Here is a 21,770-nt window from a genome sequence, read left to right as displayed (position 1 = left end):
CCCCTTCTGCGTGCGCGGGTCGTCATGCCGGCGTCAGCAGCCCCTCACGCGCGATCTTCTCGCGCCAGACCAAAGGCGCGAGCTGGTGGACGTTCTCGCCCGCAGAATCGACCGCGACCGTCACCGGGAAGTCTGCAACCTCGAACTCGTAGATCGCTTCCATCCCGAGATCCGCGAAGCCGACGACCTTCGATCCCTTGATCGCGCGCGCGACCAGATACGCCGCCCCGCCGACCGCCATCAGATACGCGGACTTGGCCTCGGCGATCGCCTTGGTCGCATCGCCCCCGCGCTCCGCCTTGCCGACCATCGCCAGCAGGCCCTGATCGAGCATCATCCGCGTGAACTTGTCCATGCGCGTCGCCGTAGTGGGTCCCGCCGGGCCGACAACTTCCTCGCCGACCGGATCGACCGGCCCGACATAATAGATCACGCGACCCTTGAAATCGACCGGCAGCGGCTCGCCCGCATCGAGCATGTCCTTGATCCGCTTGTGCGCCGCGTCGCGCCCGGTCAGCATCTTGCCGTTGAGCAGCAGGCGGTCGCCATGCTTCCACGTCTGCACGACGTCGGGCGTCAGCGTGTCGAGATCGACGCGGATCGCGGCCTTGTCGGGCGTCCAGTTCACATCCGGCCATTCCTCCAGCTTCGGCGCTTCCAGATACACCGGGCCCGAGCCGTCGAGCACGAAATGCGCGTGGCGCGTGGCGGCGCAGTTCGGGATCATCGCCACCGGCTTCGACGCGGCGTGCGTCGGCCAGTCGAAGATCTTCACGTCGAGGATGGTGGACAGCCCGCCCAGCCCCTGCGCGCCGATGCCGAGCGCGTTGACCTTGTCGTAGATCTCGATTCGCAACGCCTCGATGTCGTTCTTCGGCCCACGTGCCTTTAGTTGCGCCATGTCGATCGAGCCCATCAGCGACTGCTTGGCGAGGATCATCGACTTCTCGGCAGTGCCGCCGATGCCGATGCCGAGCATGCCGGGCGGGCACCAGCCGGCGCCCATCTGCGGGATCATCTCGAGCACCCAGTCGACGATTGAGTCGGATGGGTTCATCATCTTGAACTTCGACTTGTTCTCGCTGCCGCCGCCCTTCGCCGCGACGTCGATCGAGACGGTGTTGCCGGGCACCATCTCGACATGCATCACGCTCGGCGTGTTGTCCTTGGTGTTGCGGCGGGTGAAGGCGGGGTCGGCGAGGATCGACGCGCGCAGCTTGTTCTCGGAATTGAGATACGCTTTCCGCACGCCTTCATCGATCACTTCCTGCAAGGAACGGGTCGACTCGAGGCGGCAATCCTGACCCCATTTGACGAAGATCGTGACGATCCCGGTGTCCTGGCAGATCGGGCGGTGGCCCTCCGCGCACATCCGGCTGTTCGTGAGGATCTGCGCGATCGCATCCTTGGCGGCGGGGCTCTGCTCGGCCTCGTACGCGACGCCCAGCGCGCGGATATAGTCCATCGGGTGGTAGTAGCTGATGAACTGGAGTGCGTCGGCGACGCTTTCGATCAGGTCGGCTTCGGTGATGACGGTCATGCAACGCCTTTAAGATACGGATATACGCGCATCTTAACGGCGTTCGCGACGCGGAGGAAGCGCGCGGGCTTCGCCGATATCCCATCTCGTCGATAGGGTATTGCGCGCGATGTCGGTCCCTTGTAGCCTTTGCTACCGAAACACCCTGTTGCACATAGCAACACGACGCTCGGCCTGGATCAACACGGAGATTATCCATGAAGAAGATCGCATTCGTACCGATACTTGCAGTCCTCGGGCTTGGCCTCGCTGCCTGCAACAAGACTGCCGATACGGCCAACACGAGCTCGGTCGAGACGAACACGGTGGTCGAAGAGTCGGACGCGAACTTCTCTGCGGTCGATGGCATCGACACCGCCAATGATGCAGACATCGGTAATGCCGAGTTGTCGAATGGTACGACCAACGCCCAATAAACGACTCAGTCAGCGAGCGAAGCAAGACGATCGCTGACTTTTCGCAGAGTTGAGAATGTTACTCCCCCATACCGGGGGAGTTTTCAGTCGTTGCGCAAGCAATGTTTGCTAACGACTTTTCCCTCTACTTGACCGTCAAAAATCTCGTCTTGTTTTTAAGGCGTCTCGTCGCCGATCAATAGTTCAGCGTATTCCCATCGCAGCGATGTGGATTACAAAGTCGCAACGTCAAGGCGAAGTGAAGCTCCCTGGACGGACCCTCGGCGGCTCGGCGAATCTACCGCCGGGCCGTTTTTTGGTCGTCGGTCGCGCGGGGAAAGCGGCCAACGTCTGGACGAGGTCATGACCGGATGCGCGCTGCAACACGCACACGGCAGACTTACCGTATGAAACGAGAGCGGGCTGGAATGACCCTGCGATCATTCCAGCCCGCTTTCATTGCCAGCGCCCGTGCATCACTGCCGGGGCACATAGTGCGCCGGTGCGATTACATCGGTGGCGTCAGGCCATCCTTGCCGACGGCGACCGACCTAGCGCCCTTGGAGTCCGCCGAGATGATCGCGAACAGCTTCTGGCCCTTGGCGAGGACCTTGCGCTCGGCCGGCTCGAACCGGACGATCGGCGTGCCGACGGGAACCACGACCTGTGCCTTGCCGCCCTTGTACGAGATGCTCAGCTTGGTCTCGCCGGGCTTGCCTGCGCCACCGGTGACGGTGCCATTCGTCATGCCGCTCTGCTGCGCGACGGTGCCGTTCGTCATCGCGCTCTGGCCATCGACGGTGCCGTTGGTCATTGCGCTCTGCCCGTCGACAGTGCCGTTGGTCATGGCGCTCGAACTGCTCGTGCCGCCGCCGCCGGCCGCTACCGCACCGGGGACATCCCAGGGATAATGCCCCTCACCGGTCCCGCGCATCGCCTCGGGGAAGATGACGAGTTCGACAGCGCGCAGTGCGTTGTCGGGACCAGTCGTCGCCGTGCCGATGAAATCGCCGTCCTTCAGCGTCGACAGGTCCGACTTCACAACCCAAGCGAACTTCGTGCTGGCGTCTAGCGGCACATCGACCGACTTGCCGTCATAGGTCTGGACCGTCAGCGCATTGGCACCGACCGCTGTGATGACGCCGCGGACACGGTTGACCGCCGGAGTCGCGCTCGCCGCAGCGCTGGTATTGCCCATGGCGATGTTTGCGGTCGTGGTGTTCGAGTCCGTCGAAATCGTCTGACCACAGCCGCCGAGGACCGCGACCACGCCGCTCAGCAGCATCAGCTTTTTCGTCAACATCGCAGTAAATCCTTCACAATATCAAAGCGTAGCGCCGAGACGGCACCGGCGATCGGTTCGCAGACGGCCATGATGATATGGTCGATGTACCTCAACGCCTGAAGGGACAATCGGTCGCATCGCATGGACGGGGCGGGCGGGCGACCGGAAGGCCATTTCGGCGGCGGCAGGCCGACTTCGGCTTTCCGCGGGGCGCTGCCCCGCCTAGAATGTGCCGATGCAGGATATCAGAAACATCGTCGTCCTGACGGGCGCGGGCATCTCGGCGGAAAGCGGGATCGCGACGTTTCGCGGACCGGGTGGCTTGTGGGAAGGGCACCGGGTCGAGGATGGATGTCTTTTTCTAACGACGCTATAACCGACCTCGAAAGAGGTGTTTCATGCGTGTCATTCCCTATCTGCGTTGGTCGAGCGATAAACAGAATTCGGGTTCGACGATCCCCCGCCAGACCCAAACAATCACGGCGTATGCAGCGGAGAAGGGATGGCAATTGCCGCCTGCGGAAGAGTGGCTACGCGATGAGGGCGTGTCTGGTTTCAAAGGCCACAACCTCGCGATTACGGGCGAGCTTGGGAAGTTCACCGATAAGATTTGCCGGGAGGGCGGACGCGATGTCGTGTTGCTGGTTGAGCAACTTGACCGCCTGTCGCGCAAGACTTCCGGTGAAGTCCTTGAATGGTTCTTCAAGGTCACAAACGCAGGCTTGACCGTCGCGGTTTGCGACAACAAGATCATTGTAGATCAAGCTTCGCTGCGCAACCAGAATGACCAGCTTCGAGCCCTGCTTAATGATTCAGAACGCGCCAATCACGAAAGTGCGCGCAAAGTAGTTTTGCTACAGCAAGCTTGGGCCGCAATCCGCGACGGTATGGATGTTAGCGTCGAGCGCCCCGGAACAGCCATCGAGGTAGATTATCTGGCCAGTGCCTCGAACCCTGTCGATGTCGGAATCGATATCACGATCAAGACGCGTCGCTCTACCGATACATATGAACTATCGACGCTGGCGGATGGCTTCACGCCAACCGCTGGTGACTTCCTCGAAATCAAGACACTGCTTGGTCGCGTCGCTCGCAAGGTTCACACTTCGTCTACCTGCCCCGCATGGTTGGAGTTATCGCCATGTCGCCGGTTCTTCGAGCCGAACCCGGCGCGTGTTGGTGTAGTCGAGCGTATCTTCACACTCTACGCGAGTGGCGTGGCCAAGGTCGCGATAGCGCGCATCTTAAACGGTGACAGTGTACCAACCTTCCGTGGCGGCGATGGTTGGGGTGCGAGTAGTGTCAAGGCGTTGATCGATAGCCGCGCCGTGATTGGCGAGTATCAGCACAAATCGAGGGCACAAGATCGAACTTTCGGCGATCCCATCCCCAACTACTTCCCTGCAATCATCTCGAACCAGCTTTGGCAGGAAGCGCACGCTCCACGATCGGGGCACAAGCGCGAAGGTCGCGGGCGATCCATCCTCGTGCGTAACTTGTTCGCCGATATCGCGCGTTGCGAGTCATGCGGAGCGAAGATGTATTTCTTGCGGAAGCCCCGCAAGAAATCCGGGACGGATGATGCCTACCTTCAATGCGCGACATACTTTATGAACAAGACCAACGCCGATGGCTCGCCCCGGTGCACCGACAAGATGATGTGGCACTATCGCCCCATCGTGGATGCGTTGCTCGACACGCTGTTAGCGTCTGCGCTCGATGATCAGCATTTCAGCAACGATGCGGAGATAGCGGCAATCAACGCCCGCATGGCCGATCAACGCCGCGTTGTGGAGGATTTGGGGACGCAACTCGATAACATGGCGGGGAATATGGCTGGTAGCTTGAGCGAGCGTCTACGGGTTCGTTTCGACGCGTTGGAGAAACAGGAAGCGGACGCTAAAACCGACTTGGTCAATCTCGAAGAACAGATGGCGATAGCGCGCGGTAAGGTAGACCCCGCAATTCATGTCAAACGAGTGGCGGCTATCCGGGGGGAGATCGATCAGGACAACGATGATGGGTTGAAAGCACGCATCACGATCAAGAACGCGCTGAACGGGCTGATAGCGAAGATGCAATTCGATGCCGGTGCCGGGTTCGTGAACATCGCCTTACTGGCATCGCAGCGATACATCGCCATCGGGTCAGACGGTCAGGTGGCGGTCGATATGGACCTCACCGGACGGGAACCAACCGCCGCCGAAAAGCCGTTCTTGGATGCCTACAAACGACGGAAGGCGAACGCGTAAGTCTATCGTCCTACCCGCTCGAAAGCCTCACCAGTAACCCGCCGGGACCGGTGCAGGACCGTTCGAAGGCCATTTTCCGATCTATAATCGTTTATACAGTAGTGCTCGAAAATAAATTTCCTGAACGCTAATCAATTATATAATTCGCACGGTTTCGCGCAATCCTCCTCGGTAAAAATACGCTAATCAATTATAGAGTTTGAACAGGTTTCGCGGCTTCATGATCGGTAATCGTTTATAGACTTCAATCCTAAAGTTCGTGCTCTTGACCTCACTGGTGAGGTTATGATTTTCATCGATGGCAAGCGACGAACTACAGGATTAAAACGATGACAGACCGCATTAAGAAGAACGCCTTCCCCGCCGACCGCTATGAGATTGGTCCGGTTGACCTCATGCCAATTCGACAGGCTCTCGTGCAGCAAGAAACGCGCGACGCAAGTGATGGATTCAAGCCACAACTTCAGTTCATTCTCTCCAACCAACGCTACGCAAATTGCGCTCTAAAAGCGATCAACGAAGGTCGAGTCGAGATGGCACATATCATGCCTATTGATATGGTGACATATTCTTTCGAGGTTCAATGCACCAAGGATTCGGTTGCGGCGGTTCGTGCCGCGTATGACCGCGAGTGCGATGCTCTGGGATTGCTGTGAAGACGATCGACATCGATCGGGACCACAGCGCCTACGATAGTTTCGAGACAATGTGGTTCGAAGAAATCGGGCGAGTCATTGAGGAGGAAGCCGACAAAATCACCCCGCCGCCCCCTTCTGGTTTCGATGTTTGGGACGCTCGCAAGCGTCGCAAGATCGTGCGGGGCAGCGGGAACGATCACACCATCAAACACTCTCTACACCGGGCGAAGGATGCTTGGCGCGTGTATCAGACGCGGGAGATCAAAAACGCCCATTTTAGTGCTGTGGTCGAGGAATGGTTGCAGTGGCCATACGATCCAGAAAAGCCGTTCCCCCACGACAGCTATGAACCCGACACAGGTTCTATATGGGACGAGCTTGACGGCGAATGTGTGTCGTGGACGATCAAAGGTTCACTTACGCACTTCCTCGTGTTTGCCGACCTCGAACGCGACACCGCCATGGCGATCATCGAGCAATGCGAAGACGATGGGGAAATCGACGCGATCGAGGCGACCATGGCGCGGTTGTCGATCTAACGAAGGGGTCACCAGTGAGCATCGAAGACGACAAACGCACGAGTGAGATAGCTCGTCTCGAACGCTCGCTCGCTCGTTGGGAAAAAGCCTTCCCTCCCAATTTCTCAACCACGGTTCAGTTCAATCCCTGCTATGAACCCGATTTCGACGAAATCTATAAGCCCCACGCGGGTGATGTATTGAAGCGCCGCATCTTCGCGTTGGTTCACGAGATAAAGTTCACAAACCCGTTTGCCGACGAAACAGACGAATTTCTTTATCGATGTTCGAGGTAAGGTAGGTGGACGAGCAACGATCCAAAGCCAATCGATAAGCGCTCAACTTACTCCCGGTTAAGGTTGCGCCCGTCCGATCATATTTAGCCGACGATCAGCGCCTTCGCTTTGTTCGTAAGCGCCACACGATCATCAAGACCGTTGAAGCCACCGTTGATGCGTTTCGTGATCGATCGAATGTCGTCGGCGTCCGCGTAGGCGTTCAGGCCGCGCACCATCCAATACCGTGCCGCAACCATAATGCCGATTTCGGGCTTCGCAACCATCGTAGGATCGCTGATGAAGTCGAGGCCAAGCGCCTTGCCGTAGGCGGTATAGTTCGCGCGTCCTGTCAACTGGATCGGTCCCCTGCCCTTGAACCGCTTACCGTCCCCGCGCTGCGTATTACCAAGGTCTTTGCGACCTTCATAAGCCGCCCCGCTGGCGATCTCCTCCATGTAGCGGAAGCCGCCGCTTTCGTGGGCGCACTGTCCCATGAAGTGAGCGAGCCGAAGTCCGGTATCGAGGATGAAGAAATCGCGGAACGCCTTGTTCGCGCCGATCGCCAGTTCAGCCGCTATCGCAGGCTTTGCGCCGAATTCTTCGAATAGTGCGGTGAGAGTTTTGGGACCAATGTCCCCGTCTGACTTTACGCCAAGCTTCGTTTGAAGTTTCGAGATGTTGAACATCTCGTATTTAGCGAAGGGGCGATTGGGCTAATGCGGGGTGGCGGCGAGTCTACTACAATCTTTCCGCCACCCCACGAGCAAGTCCGGTGAGGGATCAACCTGCGTTCAACCAAAGGGAGACATGGTGAACAATTCTATTTAGTCAGATGATCCGATAGGGTGCCAGTAACTCATTGAGGCTCACCATCTTACCTTTATGCTCAAGCACTGGATCATCGTCACTGGCGTTGAGGCTGTCGAGTGTCGGCCGGGCGTATCGTTCGATGGTGTAGCAGGCGTGAGCTTCGAGATCATCGAAGCCGGGATGATCATGGGGAGCGTCCTGCCACCACCGATGAGCGCGCCAGCGTGGTGCAAGGGCGGGCAGAGGCTCGGCTTCAAGCTCATCAAAATCATCGATGCCGAACACCGTCCCAAGGCTTTCAAAGTCGAACATCAGCGCGCCTCCGGGTATTGAACCGCGAAGAGCGTTTGGTTCACCGGATCGGACATCTCGGTTTCGTCATCGATACCGTGCTGTCGCATAAACTTTCGAATGCATTCCCCCCGAAGCCGTTGTCTGTGCAACTCCCTTGCAACGAATGCGCAAACATTTGTCCGCAACTTCATTTTGGGGGCTGCGATAATCGCACACATGATTTGATCGTAGCTAACCATCATGACCGAACCTCCGGGTATTGAATCCGGAAGATCGACTGCCAATGATCCGTTGTGAATTCTTCGTCCGTTAGATCATGTTCGCCGATGAATGCGGCTCGTAGAAGGATGTGAAGCGCCTTCCGTCCCCTCTCCCGGTGTTCGGGTATAGGTTGGGTTAGAATGATCCGGCGGACGCCAGCGAGACACTTTTCATAGGTTTCGAATTCGAAATAAGACCAACATGGTTCCGCTAGTATGTCGATCGCATCATCATGAGCGATAGATTTTAGAAGCTCCGCACGATCGGTGAATACCTCTCCGTAGCCGCGCGGTTCAATCCTGATTTCGCCGGGGGGAAGTGCTCGTTGTGGCTCATCCGGCTCATATCCCAAAAAGATTATCGTGCCGAAATCATGCCATTCGGTTTTGATCATTTTGCATCCTCCCCAACCATGGCCAGCGCGGCTTCCGCAGCCTCAATGAGATCATCGAAGTGATCATCATGTTGAGCTAGTTCGAAGAGAGATCGCAGACCGAGGGCGGCGGTTTCGAGGCGGGTCACTTGGACATCCCCGATGGGCGGAAGCTCATGTAGATAATAGTCGCGGCGGCAATTGCGCAGATGATTGTGATGATAGTTTCGTAAGTCATATTTCTCCCAGATTGTTTCAGATGCTTGGTTTGATAACTCGGTAAACTTGTGCGCGGCTCAAATCGAATATGACACGCAGGTTGTCGACGCTGATACCAGCGGTATGAGCGTTTCGAATTTTCTCGTTCCGGTCACGCAGCCGCCGTTTCGTATAATGCTCACTCACGCGAACCTCGTCCGAAAGAGCATCGCGTCGGACAGATCGTTAAAGGCTATCAGGAAGTCATCCCGCTCCGTCACGAGGATCGCTTGTCCTGCACAATTCGCCTCGACCCACTCCACGACATGAGGGGCAAGAGCGACATAGCTACGACCGTCCTTGCGGCCCGTAATAAGGTGGTAGCGAGTATCCATCACCTCACAATAGTCAAATCCTTGCACCCGAATCTCCTCATCAAATTCGATCCCTTGATAGCGGTCGATAAGTAATACATTCATCATACTCTCCCCTGATTGTCTCCGCATTATTATTTAGTCTCGTGACGAGATTCTTGTGTCAGAGTTCCGGAAATAAATTGCGAACTGCGCAGCCGTTGAGGCATGTTGTCTAAATAAGATTGCTACGGTAGGAGATGACCATGGCGAGCAGAATGTATTATTGCGATAAATAAGATTGCGGGCTAATATGGTCGCAATCCGAATAGCAAAACAACTGGCGCTCGTGACGATCATCTCCCGTCACGAGCGCTTTTTGCTTTTCAACTATTCGGAGATTTATGACCTACATTACCAACAACACCGCAGACGCTGAATACCAGACCGACCTTGCCACCTTCGTTCTCGACTTCGAGAAGATGGCTCTCGAAGGCAGGGCACCGACCCTTCGCGAAGTCGTGGATCACATCCAACCAGACCAGAACAACCGGTTGATGCTTGCCTTCTGTCTCAAGCACAAAATCGCCACGAAGGCGGAATTCAACCGTGAGGTGAACCGTGGTCGACAGCGGGACGCGCTTGGTATCGCCCCCGCGAATGCCACCGAACTGGTTGAAGCGTTTGCTTCCACGCATTCGGTAAAGGCAAAGTTGAACGGGATGCTCACCCGCGAGGTGAAAGCCACTTATGTCGATAGCATGACCGGCAAGACATTGCCGATCACACGCGCCGATCGTGAAGCAGCGGCAGATGTGGACCTAATGGCGGCGTTCCACTTCGACGCGCGGTCACGGATGAACCGCCTCGACTTCGAGCGCGAACTTCGCATCCTGTCCACCAACTTGAGGATCGGGATCGCACCAGCAGACATCACCGACGCGGTAGACGAATGGTTCCGCAAGGCGCACCGCGAACGCCTCCACGAAATCTTCGTCGATGTGGAAGCTCGCGAACCATCCTACGACGCACCCGCGATGTGGCTCAAGCTTGCCGAAGATGTATTCGATTGCTCCGAAACTTCACCCGCGTTCGTTGCCGCCGTGCTGCGGAAGTTCGTGTGGCAGGTGAAGCGGAAGATTCGCGGGATGGAGGTTTTCGATCACCTGATGCCGGTCATTCTCGGACCCCAAGGGATCGGCAAATCCACGCTGGTGAACAGGTTGCTCGGACCTGTTTCCGAGTTGAAGCTGAATGTCGATTTCCAAATGATCACAGACGATCGCAATGTGGAGATTTGGCAGTCTTATGTGATGTTCCTCGACGAGATGGGATACGCGTCGAAAGCCGATATCGACACCGTGAAGAACATCATCACGGCAAGCACCCTCACCCGCCGTCCAATGCGCACCAACTCGATGGTGACGATCGACCAGAAAGCCACACTCATCGGTTGCTCGAACCGTGAGCTTGGCCAGCTAGTGCGCGATCCAACCGGGATTCGCCGCTTCGTTGGTATCCGTATGCGCAGCGACGCAGACCGTGCGCTGATCAACTCGCTCGATTGGTCGCTAATGTGGGGTGATGTTCGGGTCACGGATGCTGATCCGTTGGCGGCTCATCGCACCGTGTTGGCTGATCAACAGGAAGACAGCCGTGAGCTTGGCCGTGTCGAGAAGTGGATGGCCGAATTCACCGGAGCGAATAATGCCTATCAGGCAGGGATCAACAAGGCGGGGAATATCCCCGCCGCCGACCTATACCGCGCCTATCGCGAATTTGAGGACGAGAACTTCCCCGGCGTCTTCAAGACCAGCAAGACCGATTGGGATTATGAGATGGCGCGGTTGCGCAAAAACTCACCCACGGCGGTGATCTTCGACAAAAAGCGCGGCGGTGCCGGGATCATGTATCGCTGGATCGGCGAAGTGAACCTTCGGGTGGTGGAGTGATCCGGGCGGGCGTTGCCGCGTGGTGACGCCCAATTTGGCCATCGAGCGGCAAAGCCATCACACCCATCACACCCATCACACCCATCACACCTGCATTGCGTGGCATACATATGCCGAAATCGAGATAAATCGAGGTATATCAGCAGTTTATGAGTAATAATGTAGTATATGTATAGTATGTATAGTATGTATACTACTTCTATTACCAGATATTAATTCGAGATAAAAAGTTCTTTATAAACGAGAATTGGTCAAAAAGCCGACATCTACATACATATCTACACGGCTTGTCGATTTGGCATGCGCTCGATGCCTTAAGCCCCATGGGACGCGCACCAGCGCTCACGCCTGCTGGATCAAGCGTAATTCTTATCGATGGCTCCTTGGGACCAGTCTCGGAAGCAAATCAAAAACCAAACCAACCAGCGCCCCGACCGCTACCGCTCGAACGAGGGTCCACCAGAAATGACCCGGAAAAATCAGAGCGAGCACCACGCCGATCACCAATCCGATTGTAGCCGTACCCCATACGGAATTTCTACCTCGACCTGAATATGCGATTAAAGCTACGAAGGCCGCGAAAAAGGTTATCGGCCAAATCATGCTGATCGCTCGGCGGTTTTGTCGTCGCCAGTCCAATACCGTTCGCGCAGATACTTCGCCAACGCCTGATACTCGTCATCGCCAACCTCACGATATCGATCAATCGGATCATCCTCTAATTTTTCATCAAGCTCGAAAACCATATTGTTTCGAAAGTATTGATATGTCTTCCGGATGCTATCCGTGATTGCTTGGATACGATCATGAGTTTCCGGCTGAAGAAATATCGTCCCTTCTTCCGTCGCAATGTTCAGCCTGACCACAGCTTCGTTCGCTTCTCGTAAGCGCAGCCACCCTTGAAGTTCGCTATAATAGGTGGTCCGTTCATATCCGGTTTTACCTCGAAGCTCGTCTTTCTCGTGCTCTTTCATCGGAGAATCTTTTAAAAGCGCTTCGAAATGGGCTTCGGTCATCTTGTGAATGTTGGTGCCTTCCTGCCACCTCGATATGAGCCGAAGCACAGCGTAGTGAGCGCTGGTAGCTGCGTTCCAGATGGCGGGGATTATCTCAAATTCACGCTGGTTCAGCTTTGCGGACCGATCCAACAGGTTCGATCGCTCAAACTTCATCCGCTCGATGTAGCCGGTATGCTCGTGACGAGCGGCTTCAAGCTGCGACTGTCCTTCGAGTTTGACCGCCTCAAGCTGTTTCTGCCCTTCGAGCTTCACCGCTTCGAGCCGACTATCGAAGCGTGAATCCAGCCACTTGCTCGCGACGACCTTTGCGCCCGTCCACATGATGCCCGCCGCAGTCAGAGCGCTGATACCAATCGATCCTGCCCATTCTCCGAGTTCCATAAGGTCGATTACCCCGGCTTGTTTATGCTGTGATTGCTGTCGAACGAGATCAATCGGCTTTCCCGCCAACTTTGAACGCTGCGCCCAAACTGGCGCGGCAGTCGGGCTTCATGGACGCCTTTTTGAAGTGATCAACCTGAACCGATCAAGCCTGCCAAAGCCGGTTTTGCCTGATGCCACAATGCTCCGGCCCCGTAGACTTTCAAAAGGAAGTCGCCGGATTCATACACTCCTTTCGCTACTTGAATGCGTTCGTAAACGCCCTTCAAAAATTCACCGACCAGTTTCATCACCGCGCCAGCGTCTGGATTTACTTCTGGGGTAACCCCCGTCCGTTCAAGCATCACATAGGCCGCAATAACCTCGCGCAGGGAGTCGAGGGCGTAACCCCAACCCAGCCAACGAACTTTCTCCAAGCGAAATCGAAATTGGGTTAGACCATCGATCAAGGCTTGCCTGATAAAGTCCTGCTCGGATATCTGATGACTCTGAAGCCACGATATAAGGTGACTTACCTGCGTGAGAACCTCGGCAACTTCATCTTCAGATAGTTTTTTGTATCCTATCCGAGCACGAACCAGACCAGACACTGCCTTCAACGGCTGAACATTTTTAGGTGAAACCCTTATTTGACCATCGGCCTCCCAATGATTCCGCAGCGCAGGGCCGGTAAAGGCAATAAGGATATCTCGAACATGAGCTTGGATATCGGCTCTGAAATCTTCGTCAAGATCGAGTTCGCCGATTAGTTTAGCCAGTAAATCTACTCTTTCGCTGATCGTGAAAATGATCTGGTAGAATTCTTTAGACCAAACCTCTACGCCAAACATGGTTGCGAGATGAACCTCACCCAAGGTCTGCGGCTTTATCACGGTATATACGGCTTCGCACAGTTCGACGAGTTCCCGCGCCGGATCGGTCATAATTATTGGCTTGGCAGCGGGCTCGGTCTCGGGGTTATTGCCGCTCGCATCTGTGGATTCGGTAGTGCTCAAGCTCTTCTCCGATTCTGAACGCCGTCCCAATTAGGCAGCTTTGCGTGCTAAATATCAGATGGCGAACAAACCCACCACCTTCTCTAGCCGGACGAAGACCATCACCAGCCGCAATGGTGGCAGCGCCCATCTACGGGACCGTAGCGCGGCGTTCAGGCGCGTTTGCGAGCGCTTGCTCACCGTCGATCCCCTGTGTCGCTATTGCCGCTCACAGGGGCGTATAACCGCCGCGACGGTAACCGATCACATCATTGCCCTCGCGCTTGGCGGGACCAATGACACGAGCAATCTGGCACCAGCTTGCAGAGACTGTAATGACCGCAAGAGCACGGACGAGAAGCGGTTCATCGCGAAGCGCTACGATCTCGTGGATGTGATGCGTGACCGTGCGTTGGCGGTCTGGATTGCGCATGCAGCGTTTCGCTTGCCGGAAACCGACTAACGCACGAGATTGCGCCTAATGGCATACGCGGGGGGCATAGATGACGGACGAGACAGGCGGCCAAGCGCCAACCGATGGTGAGGTTCGGATCATCATGTTTCAAGCAATGGAGCAGATGTTCCTTCATTCCCAAGCGAGCACCGAACTACTGAAGACGATAGATGCGCGCCTTGCAGGGGTCGCGGCGGGAAGCGACGCCATCGCCGGAGTGGTGGACGACAATGAGACGCAGCTTGCAAACGAGCGCACAGTCGCAATGCAAAAGGAACTCATCAATCACATATTTGACAAGAGCCACCAGTATGTAACGATTATTATCGCGGGCGCGTTCGCCGCATATTTCACAACCCTCGGAGCGCTAACCACCAAGTTCAAGGACATTGAGCTTCGGGTCTCCGCCTTACTGATGACGGTAAGCGTTACCGTCTTCGTGATGTGGGAAATACTGAACATGTTCTATATCGGGCATCACACTTTTAAGGGCGATTTTGGTGTGATCACTCAACAAACGCCTTGGCTTCGGCGGGGTTGGTATATCGCCATGGTCGCCACCCTTGGAACGGCCATTCCGGCAATCGGGCTATCGCTGTTCGTCTACCTTCGTGGTTTAGGCGTCGGCGCGATGCTCACAAAGCTATTAGGTTAGGGGCAAAGCTTTGAGAGAACATTTTGACCGGACGATCGTGTTCAACGATCAATCCGATTTGAAGAGTCTTTATAGTTGGTCGCTGAACGAGCTTGACGACGCGGGTGTAAAGGTAGGAAGCGACTATATCCCGTGGCAATGGACTTTGAATTTCAAAGCGAAGTCCGTCGTCCTAAATGACAAGACGCAAATCGGTGATCGATACGCCGAACCGGACGCAGAACCGGGAGCCAAGACCAAGCGCACGATCACCGCGTCGTTATATCCCGATGAACATAGCGGCTACGCGCCGCGATATTCGATGCTTGGCACCGAACGGACCATCACCGACTTTAACCTATTCATTGAAGAAGCGGACGCGAAAGGCGAGCGTTGCGCTGTGTGGGGTGGTGTCAGCTATACATCGGACATCGATTTCCGAGATGTAACGCAGCCCGACACGGTAGCATTCTATTTGTATGTGAACCCCGACCGCTTCCAAGAATATGCTCTCCGGATCGAGGCGCGACAGGTGGATAGCATCGCGCTGCGTGTCGGCGGAGTGAATGGCTTCTATGCCAATTGGTCGCCGGGGATCAGCACGAATGAGATCAAGGTGCTCACCCGCGATCGGAAGCACGAGGTGCAGAACGCAAAGGACGATGTGCCATTGTCGCGACTGGGTGAAGTAGAGGAGGCTGAACTATTCCTCGTCACCACGGTTGACCTTCCCGTCGCCAATCCCGCCGACGAACCCGATGAGGAGGAAGTCACTCACGATAACGGTCGTCCGATTGATCGAGCCGCGCAACTTGAGGCTTTGCGAGATCGACGCGCGCAGGACACGCTGAAGATGATCACATCGTTGCGAATGGCGGCGTGGACGATCGCGGCCTTCTTGCTCATCAGTTTTTTCGTCCATCGATAGAACGCATCGAGCCGTGAAGCTAAATACATTCATGGATAATCGTGATGACGGTCATCAGGGCTTACCCGAAGCCGACCGTGGATCGCGGGGTAAATCGATCCACGGAACCGAACCAGACCGGGGGCGGGTGTTTTTCTGCCACGGCGGCAATCTCCCCCACCGTCCCCCAGTCTTTTTCTCACCTGTTTGAATTAAAATCCGGGGCTATTTGCGAAGCTTAATCGCCGACTGAAAGTTTGAAGCTCTTGTGTTATACACCGCCTCTTGGTTCCCTTCGGTCATTACTCGAACCAGTGGCGCTTCAAAGCCAAGGACCGTTCCCTCAACATTAAAAAAGCCATCACCATCACCAAAGTTAAACCTGTAATATCCCTCTAACTCAAACAAAACAAACCTCCGTCATTACGCGGGTACCGCATCGTGGGATGTAGGCGGCTGCTAGGGATTGTCCACCGAGGCTAGAAAAATAGTGGGGTGGACCTCACACCCCACTGATCTCACGCCTTATTTAGGCGCCTTCCGAGCAGCGATCGTCGCCGCGAACTTCGCTTTCCGCTCTTCGGACCAGCCGGTGCCGCCCGCCGATGCGCGAGGGGCGCGGGGCGTGCGAACCTTGACGGTGGTGCCAGCGGTCGTGTCGGCTTCGAACTCTTTATCGAATTCGCCAGCGTTCACGGCGGCGATCATCGCGTTGAGGAAATCTCCAAAACGCTCCGAAGGGATGAAGTTGGTGGTCTGGCCATTCACGACCAGCGGGGCACCATCCTTGCGGACCGGGCTAAACGCTACGACGCCGTTCGCGAGCTTCCACAGCTTCTTGCCACCACCACGGGTCGCCTCGGTGCTGGCAAACTGCGTCTTCGCGGCTTCGAGACGCGACACAACCCAAGCACGATCCTTCACGGGATCGTAAGCCTTCTTGTCAAAGGTTTCCTTGAGTGCGGGGTCGATGAGCGCGTGAAGCTTGTCGAGAAGTGACATGATCGTGTCTCCATAGTTCGGTGAAGGTCACGAACTACGAACTCGTTGCGACTGTCAACTAAATACCCTCATGCAACGAGGCCCGAAACTCAAAAATCCCGCAACCAAGAAGCTTGCGGGTACTTACAAAGAATGCGTGGATGGCGCGACAGCGCCGATCGTCGAGCTTGCGGCAGACTCTCCCGTCGCTCCCTCATGGCTCACCGATGCTGGTAAAGAGGTATGGGCGGCAGACATCTCGCGCGTGAAAGCGTGTGGTGCTCGCGAAGCCGATAGCCACTTCTATGCAGTCTATTGCCAGTGGATGGCAGGATACATCGAAGCTGTGAAGGCCGGTTCCCCTCCTAATGCCGCCTATGTTTCCGAACTACGCAAACAAATGGAAATGCTCGGCATCAGCGGGGCGAAGGCTCGCCTGTCGCGCGGCTCTGACACAACCTCACCCGCCAATCGGTTCGCAAAGTTTAAGTGAAGCGATACGCAAAGGGCTCATTCGCTTGGACCGCAGTTGACTACGCGAAGAAGATCAAGAGCGGCAAGATCGCTGCATCGTGGCAGGTACGATCGTCCGCCGCTCGGATGCTCGCGGACCTCGAACGAACCGACATCATCTTCTCCGAACCTCATGTGGATCGCGCGTGCGCGTTCATCGAAGCGCTCGTCCATATCAAAGGCGAATGGGCAGGCCAGCCGGTAAAGCTTGAGCCGTTCCAAGTCTGGATCATCGCCTCGATTTTCGGCTTCCTGAACGCAAAGACACGGCTTCGGAAGGTCCGCAACGCCTTCATTTTGCTCCCCAGAAAAAACGGCAAGTCGCTACTGGCGGCTGGCATCGCACTTTACATGACATTTGCGGACAATGAGCCGGGTGCGGAAGGCTACTGTGGCGCTTCCAACCTGTCGCAGGCCAACGAGGTCTTCAACCCTGCCAAACGAATGGCAGAGCTATCACCGGGCTTTATGGAAGCCTTCGGCGTGGAGGTAATGGCGAAGTCGATCTTCTCGGAAGACAGCGGCTCCAAATTTGTGCCGGTCATTGCAAAGACGAAGGACGGATCATCGCCGCATGTCGCCATTTGCGATGAGCTTCACCAAGCGAAAGACGCAACGCAGATCCAAGCCTTCAGGACTGGCATGGGCGCGCGGCGCCAACCGCTATTACTCGTCATCTCGACCGCTGGTTTTCACCTTGCGGGCATCTGCCGCACCGAGCAGCTCGACGCAGAAGCCGTTCTCAAGGGCACCTCGGCGGATGATCGCCTGTTTTCGGCGATTTACACCATCGATCCAGAAGACAATTGGCGCGATTTTTCTGTCTGGCGGAAGGCCAATCCGAATCTTGGCGTGTCCGTTTCGGAAGAATACCTTCGTGGCGAGTATGAAAAGGCTCTTCAAAGTCCCGCAAATCAGGCGTTTGCGCGCACAAAGTACCTGAACCAGTGGGTCGCATCGGCGAATGGATGGCTCAATCAGGTCGATTGGGCGAACTCTGGTAGCGATACGCTCGATATGGCGGCGCTCAAGGGCCGCAAAGCATTCATCGGCGTGGATATGTCCACCCGACAGGATTTGACCGCGATTGTGGTCGTGGTTCCCCTCCCTACCCACGGCCAGCGCGCCATTTTCCCATTCGCGTTCGTCCCAAGAGGCGCGGTGGACGATAGTCCGAACGCCCCCGCCTATGCGTCGTGGGTCCAGAATGGCGATCTCATTGTCACGGAAGGCTCGGCGTCCAGCTTCGTAGAGATCGAGGCAAAGATTGAGGAGCTATGTAAGCACTTCGCCGTCGAAGAGATCGTGTTCGACAATTGGCAAGGCGAGAACACACGGCAAAAGTTTGAGAAGCTGGGGCTTAACACCAGCGTGTTCGTATCGAACTCCTCCGAATGGACGGTCGCTATGGACGATTTTGAAGCCGCATTGAAGAACGGCGAGCTTTTTCACCCGAACAACCCTGTCTTTGACTGGTGCGCAGCCAATGTTTGCGCCGCACAGAATGGCGTTTCGCGTCGTCCGGTAAAGCCAAGTAAGTCTGGAGCAGAGAAGATCGATCTTATCGTCTCCGCACTCTACGCGTTCGCCGCTTCGAACAAAGCCCCGGTAGTGAAGAAGGTGCCGCAACTCTTCTTCGTCTAACCTAAATATGGGATGAGCAAACTAATAGATTGGCTTCTTGGGCCAGTGCCCGAAACCAAGAGCCTTACAACCGCAATCGTTGAACTTCCAACGCATTCCGTTGCCGACATCCGACAGGACATTGCGATGTCTGGTTCATACGCTGGTGTGAACGCAATCCAACTATCGGCGGTATTCTCTTGCGCCCGCGTCATCGCGGAAGGTCTCTCACAAGTCCCGTGCATTCTACAGCGCACCAGTCCGAAGGGTGGACGCGAAGCCGCGACCGATCACCCGCTTTACGATCTCCTCGCACGCCGTCCAAACAGCTACCAGACAAGCTTCGAATTTCGCGAATGGATCGCGCTACAACTCGCATTGCTTGGAAACGCATTCGTCTTCGTTTCGCGCAACGCGAGAGGCCAGCCGATTGAGCTAATCCCCCTGCCCCACGGTTCAGTTTCGGTTTCTACTCCAAGCTTTGGTGAAGTTCTTTACCGCCTGAATGTTGTCGGCAATCCGATCTATGAGCAGCGGAATATCTGGCACCTTCGCGGACCGTCGATGACCAGCTTTGAAGGTTTGTCTCTCCAAGCTGTCGCCGCACAGGCCATGGGGCTCGCCGCAAATCTCGAAACATTCGGCGCAAGCTTGTTCAGCAACGGCGCGAAGCCGTCTGGAATGCTCACCACCGATAATGAGTTGTCCCCAGAGCAGCAGAAACAGTTGTCGGATTCATGGAACGCTCAACAGAGCGGTCTTGCGAACGCACACCGCACGGCGGTGATGAGCGGTGGCCTCAAGTTTGAGCCCGTCCAGACCAATGCGAACGAAGCGCAATTCATTGAATCCCGCCGCTACCAGACCGAAGAGATTTGCCGGATCATGCGGGTCAATCCATTGATGGTTATGCAGGCCGCTGATTCTTCGTCTTACGCATCGGTTGAGCAGATGTTCTTGGCTCACCAAACGCACACGCTCAACCCTTGGTATGCACGGTTTGAGCAAAGTGCCGAAGCTGCACTACTCACCAACGACGACATTAAGAAGGGCTACCGCGTCTTCCTCGATAGTCGTGAGATGACACGCGGTAACGCAACCGATCAGGCAACTTATCTCGCTCACATGAAGCAAAACGGCTTCATGACTACGAACGAAGGTCGCGATTTCGTCGGACTCGATCGCTTTACCGATCCAGATTCAGACAAGCCGATGCCAGCCGCAAATTTGTACGGCCCGAAGTCGGGAACGCCAGCGGCATCCGATCCTAAATAAAGATATGGAAAAGAAACTATTCAGCTTGGCGGAAGTCAAGTTTGCGGCATCCGAAGACACCGCGATTAAGACATTCGACGGGTATGGAGCCGTGTTTAACAACACAGACGCTTACGGCGATGTGATTGCACCGGGAGCGTTCGCAAAGTCACTCAAGAGCGGCGCGAAGCCGCTGATGTTTTTGAACCATGATATGTTCAGCCTTCCGATTGGTCTTTGGACCGATCTTGCGGAAGATGACTTTGGTTTGAAGGTAGCGGGCGAGTTTATCGATACGCAGGTTGGTCGAGACACCTACCTTGCTTCGAAGGCTGGCGCGATCACCGGCCTATCGATTGGCTATATCCCCACGGAAGTCAGCTACGGCAAAATCGGTTCCGATGAACCGGCACGCACGATCAAATCTCTCGACCTGATTGAGATTTCCGTCGTCACCATTCCCGCAAATTCGAAGGCTCGCATCGTTGATGTGAAGTCCATGAAGCAGCCCGAAGACTTTGAGCGCGAGCTTGTAAGACTTGGAATGAACTTCGCCGAAGCCAAGAGTTTCGTCGAAGCCGTCTCGGCATCGTCCGAGACTAAATACAATCACAAGGCCAACCTTATCGCGGCCAACGCCCTCTTGTCGAAACTTTTAGGAGAATAATGAGCGACGATATCAATACTACGCTGAACGCAATCCAGACAGCGTTCACCGAACTGAAGTCCACCAACGATACCAAGCTCGCTGAAATGGCGACCAAGGGTTCGGTGGACACCTTGATCGAGTCGAAGATGGCCGCGATCAACGAAACCATCACTGCCCTTGAAAAGAAGATGGCCCGCCCCGCGATCGGTGCTGGCGCTTCGCAGGAAGAGACCGAGCACAAGTCCGCTTGGAATGCTTGGTCGCGCAAAGGCGTAGGCGAGCATGAGCTTTCGGCTCTTGAGAAGAAGGCCATGGTCGTTGGTGATGCCAACTCGGCTGGCGTTGCCCTTCCCAAGGTTGTCGAGTCCGGAATCTATTCGTCGCTCGTCACCCTGTCGCCGATCCGCTCGCTCGCAAATGTCATTCAAGTTTCGTCTGGCGACTATCGCATCCTGACCACTGACAAGAATGTTGGCGCTGGTTGGGTTGGCGAAACATCGGCTCGTCCCGAAACCGCCGCGCCTACCCTTGCTGAACTGAAGGTTCCGTTCGGCGAAGTATACGCGAACCCGTTCGTTTCCCAGACGGCGCTTGATGATCTCGCATTCGATGTGGAAGGTTTCATCATCGATGCAACTGCACAGAAGTTTGCGCAGATGGAGAATGTTGCGTTCATGTCGGGGGATGGCGTCAACAAGCCGCAGGGCATTTTGACCACCACCGGCATCACAACCGTCAAGACCGGCCTCGCATCGGCTCTTTCGGACTCGACCAAGTCGGCTGATTTCGTATTTAACATGATTCAGACCCTCCCGGCAGCATACCGCACGGGTGCTACCTTCATGGTGGCTTCGTCTTCGATGGCTGCGATTCGCACCCTCAAGGACTCGACGGGCAACTACCTCTATTCGCCGGTTACTGCCGACAATGCGGGTAAGCTTGGCGGCTACAATGTCGTTGAGTCGGAAGATTCGCAGGCAATCGCTGCGAATGCCCTCCCGGTAATCTTCGGCAACTTCAACCTTGGCTACCAGATCGTTGATCGTGTCGGCATCCGCACTTTGCGTGATCCTTACTCGAACAAGCCGTATGTTGGTTTCTACTCGACCAAGCGCGTCGGCGGCATGGTTCGCGACAAGAGCGCGTTCGTGCTTCTGAAGGTTGCGGCATAAGACTAAAACTAAAGTCTACAAACTTGAGCCGGGAAGAGATTCCCGGCTCTTTTCATAAATAT

At 55.7% G+C, this 21,770-nt stretch carries 24 protein-coding genes and 1 pseudogene; 15 read left to right on the top strand and 10 right to left on the bottom strand.

Annotated features, from left to right (window positions below):
- Positions 1-22: 22 nt before the first annotated feature.
- Positions 23-1,540, bottom strand: coding sequence for a fumarate hydratase (locus ASF09_RS12260; protein WP_060526484.1), 1,518 nt, complete (start codon positions 1,538-1,540; stop codon positions 23-25).
- Between the two features lie 197 nt (positions 1,541-1,737).
- Between ASF09_RS12260 and ASF09_RS12255 the strand changes: the two genes are divergently transcribed.
- Positions 1,738-1,956, top strand: coding sequence for a hypothetical protein (locus ASF09_RS12255; RefSeq protein ID WP_060526483.1), 219 nt, complete (start codon positions 1,738-1,740; stop codon positions 1,954-1,956).
- Between the two features lie 487 nt (positions 1,957-2,443).
- Here ASF09_RS12255 and ASF09_RS12250 read toward each other — a convergent pair whose 3' ends face one another.
- Complete coding sequence (locus ASF09_RS12250) at positions 2,444-3,238, bottom strand: hypothetical protein (protein WP_060526482.1); 795 nt, start codon at positions 3,236-3,238, stop codon at positions 2,444-2,446.
- Positions 3,239-3,455: 217 nt separating this feature from the next.
- Between ASF09_RS12250 and ASF09_RS19825 the strand changes: the two are divergent.
- The 5 genes and pseudogenes from ASF09_RS19825 to ASF09_RS20360 all read left to right on the top strand — a co-directional run.
- Positions 3,456-3,575, top strand: a pseudogene (locus tag ASF09_RS19825) (Sir2 family NAD-dependent protein deacetylase); the annotation flags it as partial.
- Positions 3,576-3,618: 43 nt separating this feature from the next.
- Positions 3,619-5,472 (top strand): recombinase family protein, encoded by a 1,854-nt coding sequence (locus tag ASF09_RS12245; protein ID WP_060526481.1) that lies wholly within the window; start codon positions 3,619-3,621, stop codon positions 5,470-5,472.
- Between the two features lie 329 nt (positions 5,473-5,801).
- On the top strand, positions 5,802-6,128 hold the full coding sequence (locus ASF09_RS12240; protein WP_060526480.1) for a hypothetical protein: 327 nt from the start codon (positions 5,802-5,804) through the stop codon (positions 6,126-6,128).
- Positions 6,125-6,649, top strand: coding sequence for a hypothetical protein (locus ASF09_RS12235; protein WP_060526479.1), 525 nt, complete (start codon positions 6,125-6,127; stop codon positions 6,647-6,649). Before ASF09_RS12240 ends, ASF09_RS12235 begins: the two co-directional genes overlap by 4 nt.
- A 14-nt stretch (positions 6,650-6,663) precedes the next feature.
- Positions 6,664-6,924 (top strand): hypothetical protein, encoded by a 261-nt coding sequence (locus ASF09_RS20360; protein WP_156359348.1) that lies wholly within the window; start codon positions 6,664-6,666, stop codon positions 6,922-6,924.
- Positions 6,925-7,007: 83 nt separating this feature from the next.
- Here ASF09_RS20360 and ASF09_RS12230 read toward each other — a convergent pair whose 3' ends face one another.
- The 5 genes from ASF09_RS12230 to ASF09_RS12210 form a co-directional block, all read right to left on the bottom strand.
- Positions 7,008-7,592: a glycoside hydrolase family 19 protein gene (locus ASF09_RS12230; RefSeq protein ID WP_060526478.1), complete on the bottom strand. Its 585-nt coding sequence runs from the start codon at positions 7,590-7,592 to the stop codon at positions 7,008-7,010.
- 142 nt (positions 7,593-7,734) lie between these two features.
- Entirely contained in the window at positions 7,735-8,028 is a 294-nt protein-coding gene (locus tag ASF09_RS20355) for a hypothetical protein (RefSeq protein WP_156359347.1), read from the bottom strand.
- Between the two features lie 220 nt (positions 8,029-8,248).
- Entirely contained in the window at positions 8,249-8,665 is a 417-nt protein-coding gene (locus tag ASF09_RS12215) for a hypothetical protein (protein WP_060526475.1), read from the bottom strand.
- A complete protein-coding gene (locus ASF09_RS21080) occupies positions 8,662-8,793 on the bottom strand; it encodes a hypothetical protein (RefSeq protein ID WP_268795630.1) in 132 nt (43 codons plus the stop codon). The genes ASF09_RS12215 and ASF09_RS21080 overlap by 4 nt, the downstream gene beginning before the upstream one ends.
- Positions 8,794-9,045: 252 nt before the next feature.
- Complete coding sequence (locus ASF09_RS12210; RefSeq protein ID WP_060526474.1) at positions 9,046-9,324, bottom strand: hypothetical protein; 279 nt, start codon at positions 9,322-9,324, stop codon at positions 9,046-9,048.
- A gap of 275 nt (positions 9,325-9,599) precedes the next feature.
- Here ASF09_RS12210 and ASF09_RS12205 point away from each other — a divergent pair, with 275 nt between their 5' ends.
- On the top strand, positions 9,600-11,147 hold the full coding sequence (locus ASF09_RS12205) for a VapE domain-containing protein (RefSeq protein WP_060526473.1): 1,548 nt from the start codon (positions 9,600-9,602) through the stop codon (positions 11,145-11,147).
- A 599-nt stretch (positions 11,148-11,746) separates the two neighbouring features.
- Here the strand turns inward: ASF09_RS12205 and ASF09_RS12200 are convergent.
- Positions 11,747-12,616: a hypothetical protein gene (locus ASF09_RS12200; protein WP_162237255.1), complete on the bottom strand. Its 870-nt coding sequence runs from the start codon at positions 12,614-12,616 to the stop codon at positions 11,747-11,749.
- A gap of 62 nt (positions 12,617-12,678) precedes the next feature.
- The gene (locus ASF09_RS12195; protein WP_060526471.1) at positions 12,679-13,542 is read right to left on the bottom strand and encodes a hypothetical protein; all 864 of its coding nucleotides are present in this window, start codon (positions 13,540-13,542) and stop codon (positions 12,679-12,681) included.
- Between the two features lie 58 nt (positions 13,543-13,600).
- Between ASF09_RS12195 and ASF09_RS12190 the strand changes: the two genes are divergently transcribed.
- Genes ASF09_RS12190 through ASF09_RS12180 form a run of 3 tightly spaced genes read left to right on the top strand, consistent with a single transcriptional unit; the run spans position 13,601 to position 15,537 of the window.
- Positions 13,601-13,984, top strand: coding sequence for an HNH endonuclease (locus tag ASF09_RS12190; protein WP_060526470.1), 384 nt, complete (start codon positions 13,601-13,603; stop codon positions 13,982-13,984).
- Positions 13,985-14,024: 40 nt separating this feature from the next.
- Entirely contained in the window at positions 14,025-14,630 is a 606-nt protein-coding gene (locus ASF09_RS12185) for a hypothetical protein (protein ID WP_060526469.1), read from the top strand.
- Positions 14,631-14,667: 37 nt separating this feature from the next.
- On the top strand, positions 14,668-15,537 hold the full coding sequence (locus tag ASF09_RS12180) for a hypothetical protein (RefSeq protein WP_060526468.1): 870 nt from the start codon (positions 14,668-14,670) through the stop codon (positions 15,535-15,537).
- Between the two features lie 504 nt (positions 15,538-16,041).
- Here ASF09_RS12180 and ASF09_RS12175 read toward each other — a convergent pair.
- On the bottom strand, positions 16,042-16,518 hold the full coding sequence (locus ASF09_RS12175; RefSeq protein WP_060526467.1) for a hypothetical protein: 477 nt from the start codon (positions 16,516-16,518) through the stop codon (positions 16,042-16,044).
- 70 nt (positions 16,519-16,588) lie between these two features.
- Between ASF09_RS12175 and ASF09_RS20350 the strand changes: the two genes are divergently transcribed.
- The 5 genes from ASF09_RS20350 to ASF09_RS12155 all read left to right on the top strand — a co-directional run bounded on the left by ASF09_RS20350 (position 16,589) and on the right by ASF09_RS12155 (position 21,708).
- Positions 16,589-16,990 carry a hypothetical protein gene (locus ASF09_RS20350; protein ID WP_156359346.1) on the top strand — a complete coding sequence of 134 codons (402 nt, stop codon included), beginning with the start codon at positions 16,589-16,591 and terminating at the stop codon, positions 16,988-16,990.
- 107 nt (positions 16,991-17,097) lie between these two features.
- Entirely contained in the window at positions 17,098-18,654 is a 1,557-nt protein-coding gene (locus ASF09_RS12170; protein ID WP_235529813.1) for a terminase large subunit, read from the top strand.
- Between the two features lie 126 nt (positions 18,655-18,780).
- Positions 18,781-19,908, top strand: coding sequence for a phage portal protein (locus ASF09_RS19820; protein WP_162237254.1), 1,128 nt, complete (start codon positions 18,781-18,783; stop codon positions 19,906-19,908).
- A gap of 4 nt (positions 19,909-19,912) precedes the next feature.
- The gene (locus ASF09_RS12160; RefSeq protein WP_060526464.1) at positions 19,913-20,554 is read left to right on the top strand and encodes an HK97 family phage prohead protease; all 642 of its coding nucleotides are present in this window, start codon (positions 19,913-19,915) and stop codon (positions 20,552-20,554) included.
- Positions 20,554-21,708 carry a phage major capsid protein gene (locus ASF09_RS12155; RefSeq protein WP_060526463.1) on the top strand — a complete coding sequence of 385 codons (1,155 nt, stop codon included), beginning with the start codon at positions 20,554-20,556 and terminating at the stop codon, positions 21,706-21,708. The genes ASF09_RS12160 and ASF09_RS12155 overlap by 1 nt, the downstream gene beginning before the upstream one ends.
- Positions 21,709-21,770 lie beyond the last annotated feature (62 nt).

The sequence above is a fragment of the Sphingomonas sp. Leaf242 genome (assembly GCF_001422045.1).
Lineage (GTDB): Bacteria > Pseudomonadota > Alphaproteobacteria > Sphingomonadales > Sphingomonadaceae > Sphingomonas.
The sequence above is the reverse complement of the archived record's forward strand: the minus strand, read 5'-3'. Positions and strand labels throughout refer to the sequence as shown.

Coding starts and splice junctions, on each gene's coding strand:
- ASF09_RS12215 (WP_060526475.1), bottom strand. CDS start 8,665: ATGATCAAAACCGAATGGCATGATTTCGGCACGATAATCTTTTTGGGA.
- ASF09_RS19820 (WP_162237254.1), top strand. CDS start 18,781: ATGTCTGGTTCATACGCTGGTGTGAACGCAATCCAACTATCGGCGGTA.
- ASF09_RS12260 (WP_060526484.1), bottom strand. CDS start 1,540: ATGACCGTCATCACCGAAGCCGACCTGATCGAAAGCGTCGCCGACGCA.
- ASF09_RS12250 (WP_060526482.1), bottom strand. CDS start 3,238: ATGTTGACGAAAAAGCTGATGCTGCTGAGCGGCGTGGTCGCGGTCCTC.
- ASF09_RS12230 (WP_060526478.1), bottom strand. CDS start 7,592: ATGTTCAACATCTCGAAACTTCAAACGAAGCTTGGCGTAAAGTCAGAC.
- ASF09_RS20350 (WP_156359346.1), top strand. CDS start 16,589: ATGCAACGAGGCCCGAAACTCAAAAATCCCGCAACCAAGAAGCTTGCG.
- ASF09_RS12255 (WP_060526483.1), top strand. CDS start 1,738: ATGAAGAAGATCGCATTCGTACCGATACTTGCAGTCCTCGGGCTTGGC.
- ASF09_RS12175 (WP_060526467.1), bottom strand. CDS start 16,518: ATGTCACTTCTCGACAAGCTTCACGCGCTCATCGACCCCGCACTCAAG.
- ASF09_RS12160 (WP_060526464.1), top strand. CDS start 19,913: ATGGAAAAGAAACTATTCAGCTTGGCGGAAGTCAAGTTTGCGGCATCC.
- ASF09_RS12190 (WP_060526470.1), top strand. CDS start 13,601: ATGGCGAACAAACCCACCACCTTCTCTAGCCGGACGAAGACCATCACC.
- ASF09_RS12170 (WP_235529813.1), top strand. CDS start 17,098: ATGCTCGCGGACCTCGAACGAACCGACATCATCTTCTCCGAACCTCAT.
- ASF09_RS12155 (WP_060526463.1), top strand. CDS start 20,554: ATGAGCGACGATATCAATACTACGCTGAACGCAATCCAGACAGCGTTC.
- ASF09_RS12210 (WP_060526474.1), bottom strand. CDS start 9,324: ATGATGAATGTATTACTTATCGACCGCTATCAAGGGATCGAATTTGAT.
- ASF09_RS12205 (WP_060526473.1), top strand. CDS start 9,600: ATGACCTACATTACCAACAACACCGCAGACGCTGAATACCAGACCGAC.
- ASF09_RS20355 (WP_156359347.1), bottom strand. CDS start 8,028: ATGTTCGACTTTGAAAGCCTTGGGACGGTGTTCGGCATCGATGATTTT.
- ASF09_RS12240 (WP_060526480.1), top strand. CDS start 5,802: ATGACAGACCGCATTAAGAAGAACGCCTTCCCCGCCGACCGCTATGAG.
- ASF09_RS12245 (WP_060526481.1), top strand. CDS start 3,619: ATGCGTGTCATTCCCTATCTGCGTTGGTCGAGCGATAAACAGAATTCG.
- ASF09_RS12185 (WP_060526469.1), top strand. CDS start 14,025: ATGACGGACGAGACAGGCGGCCAAGCGCCAACCGATGGTGAGGTTCGG.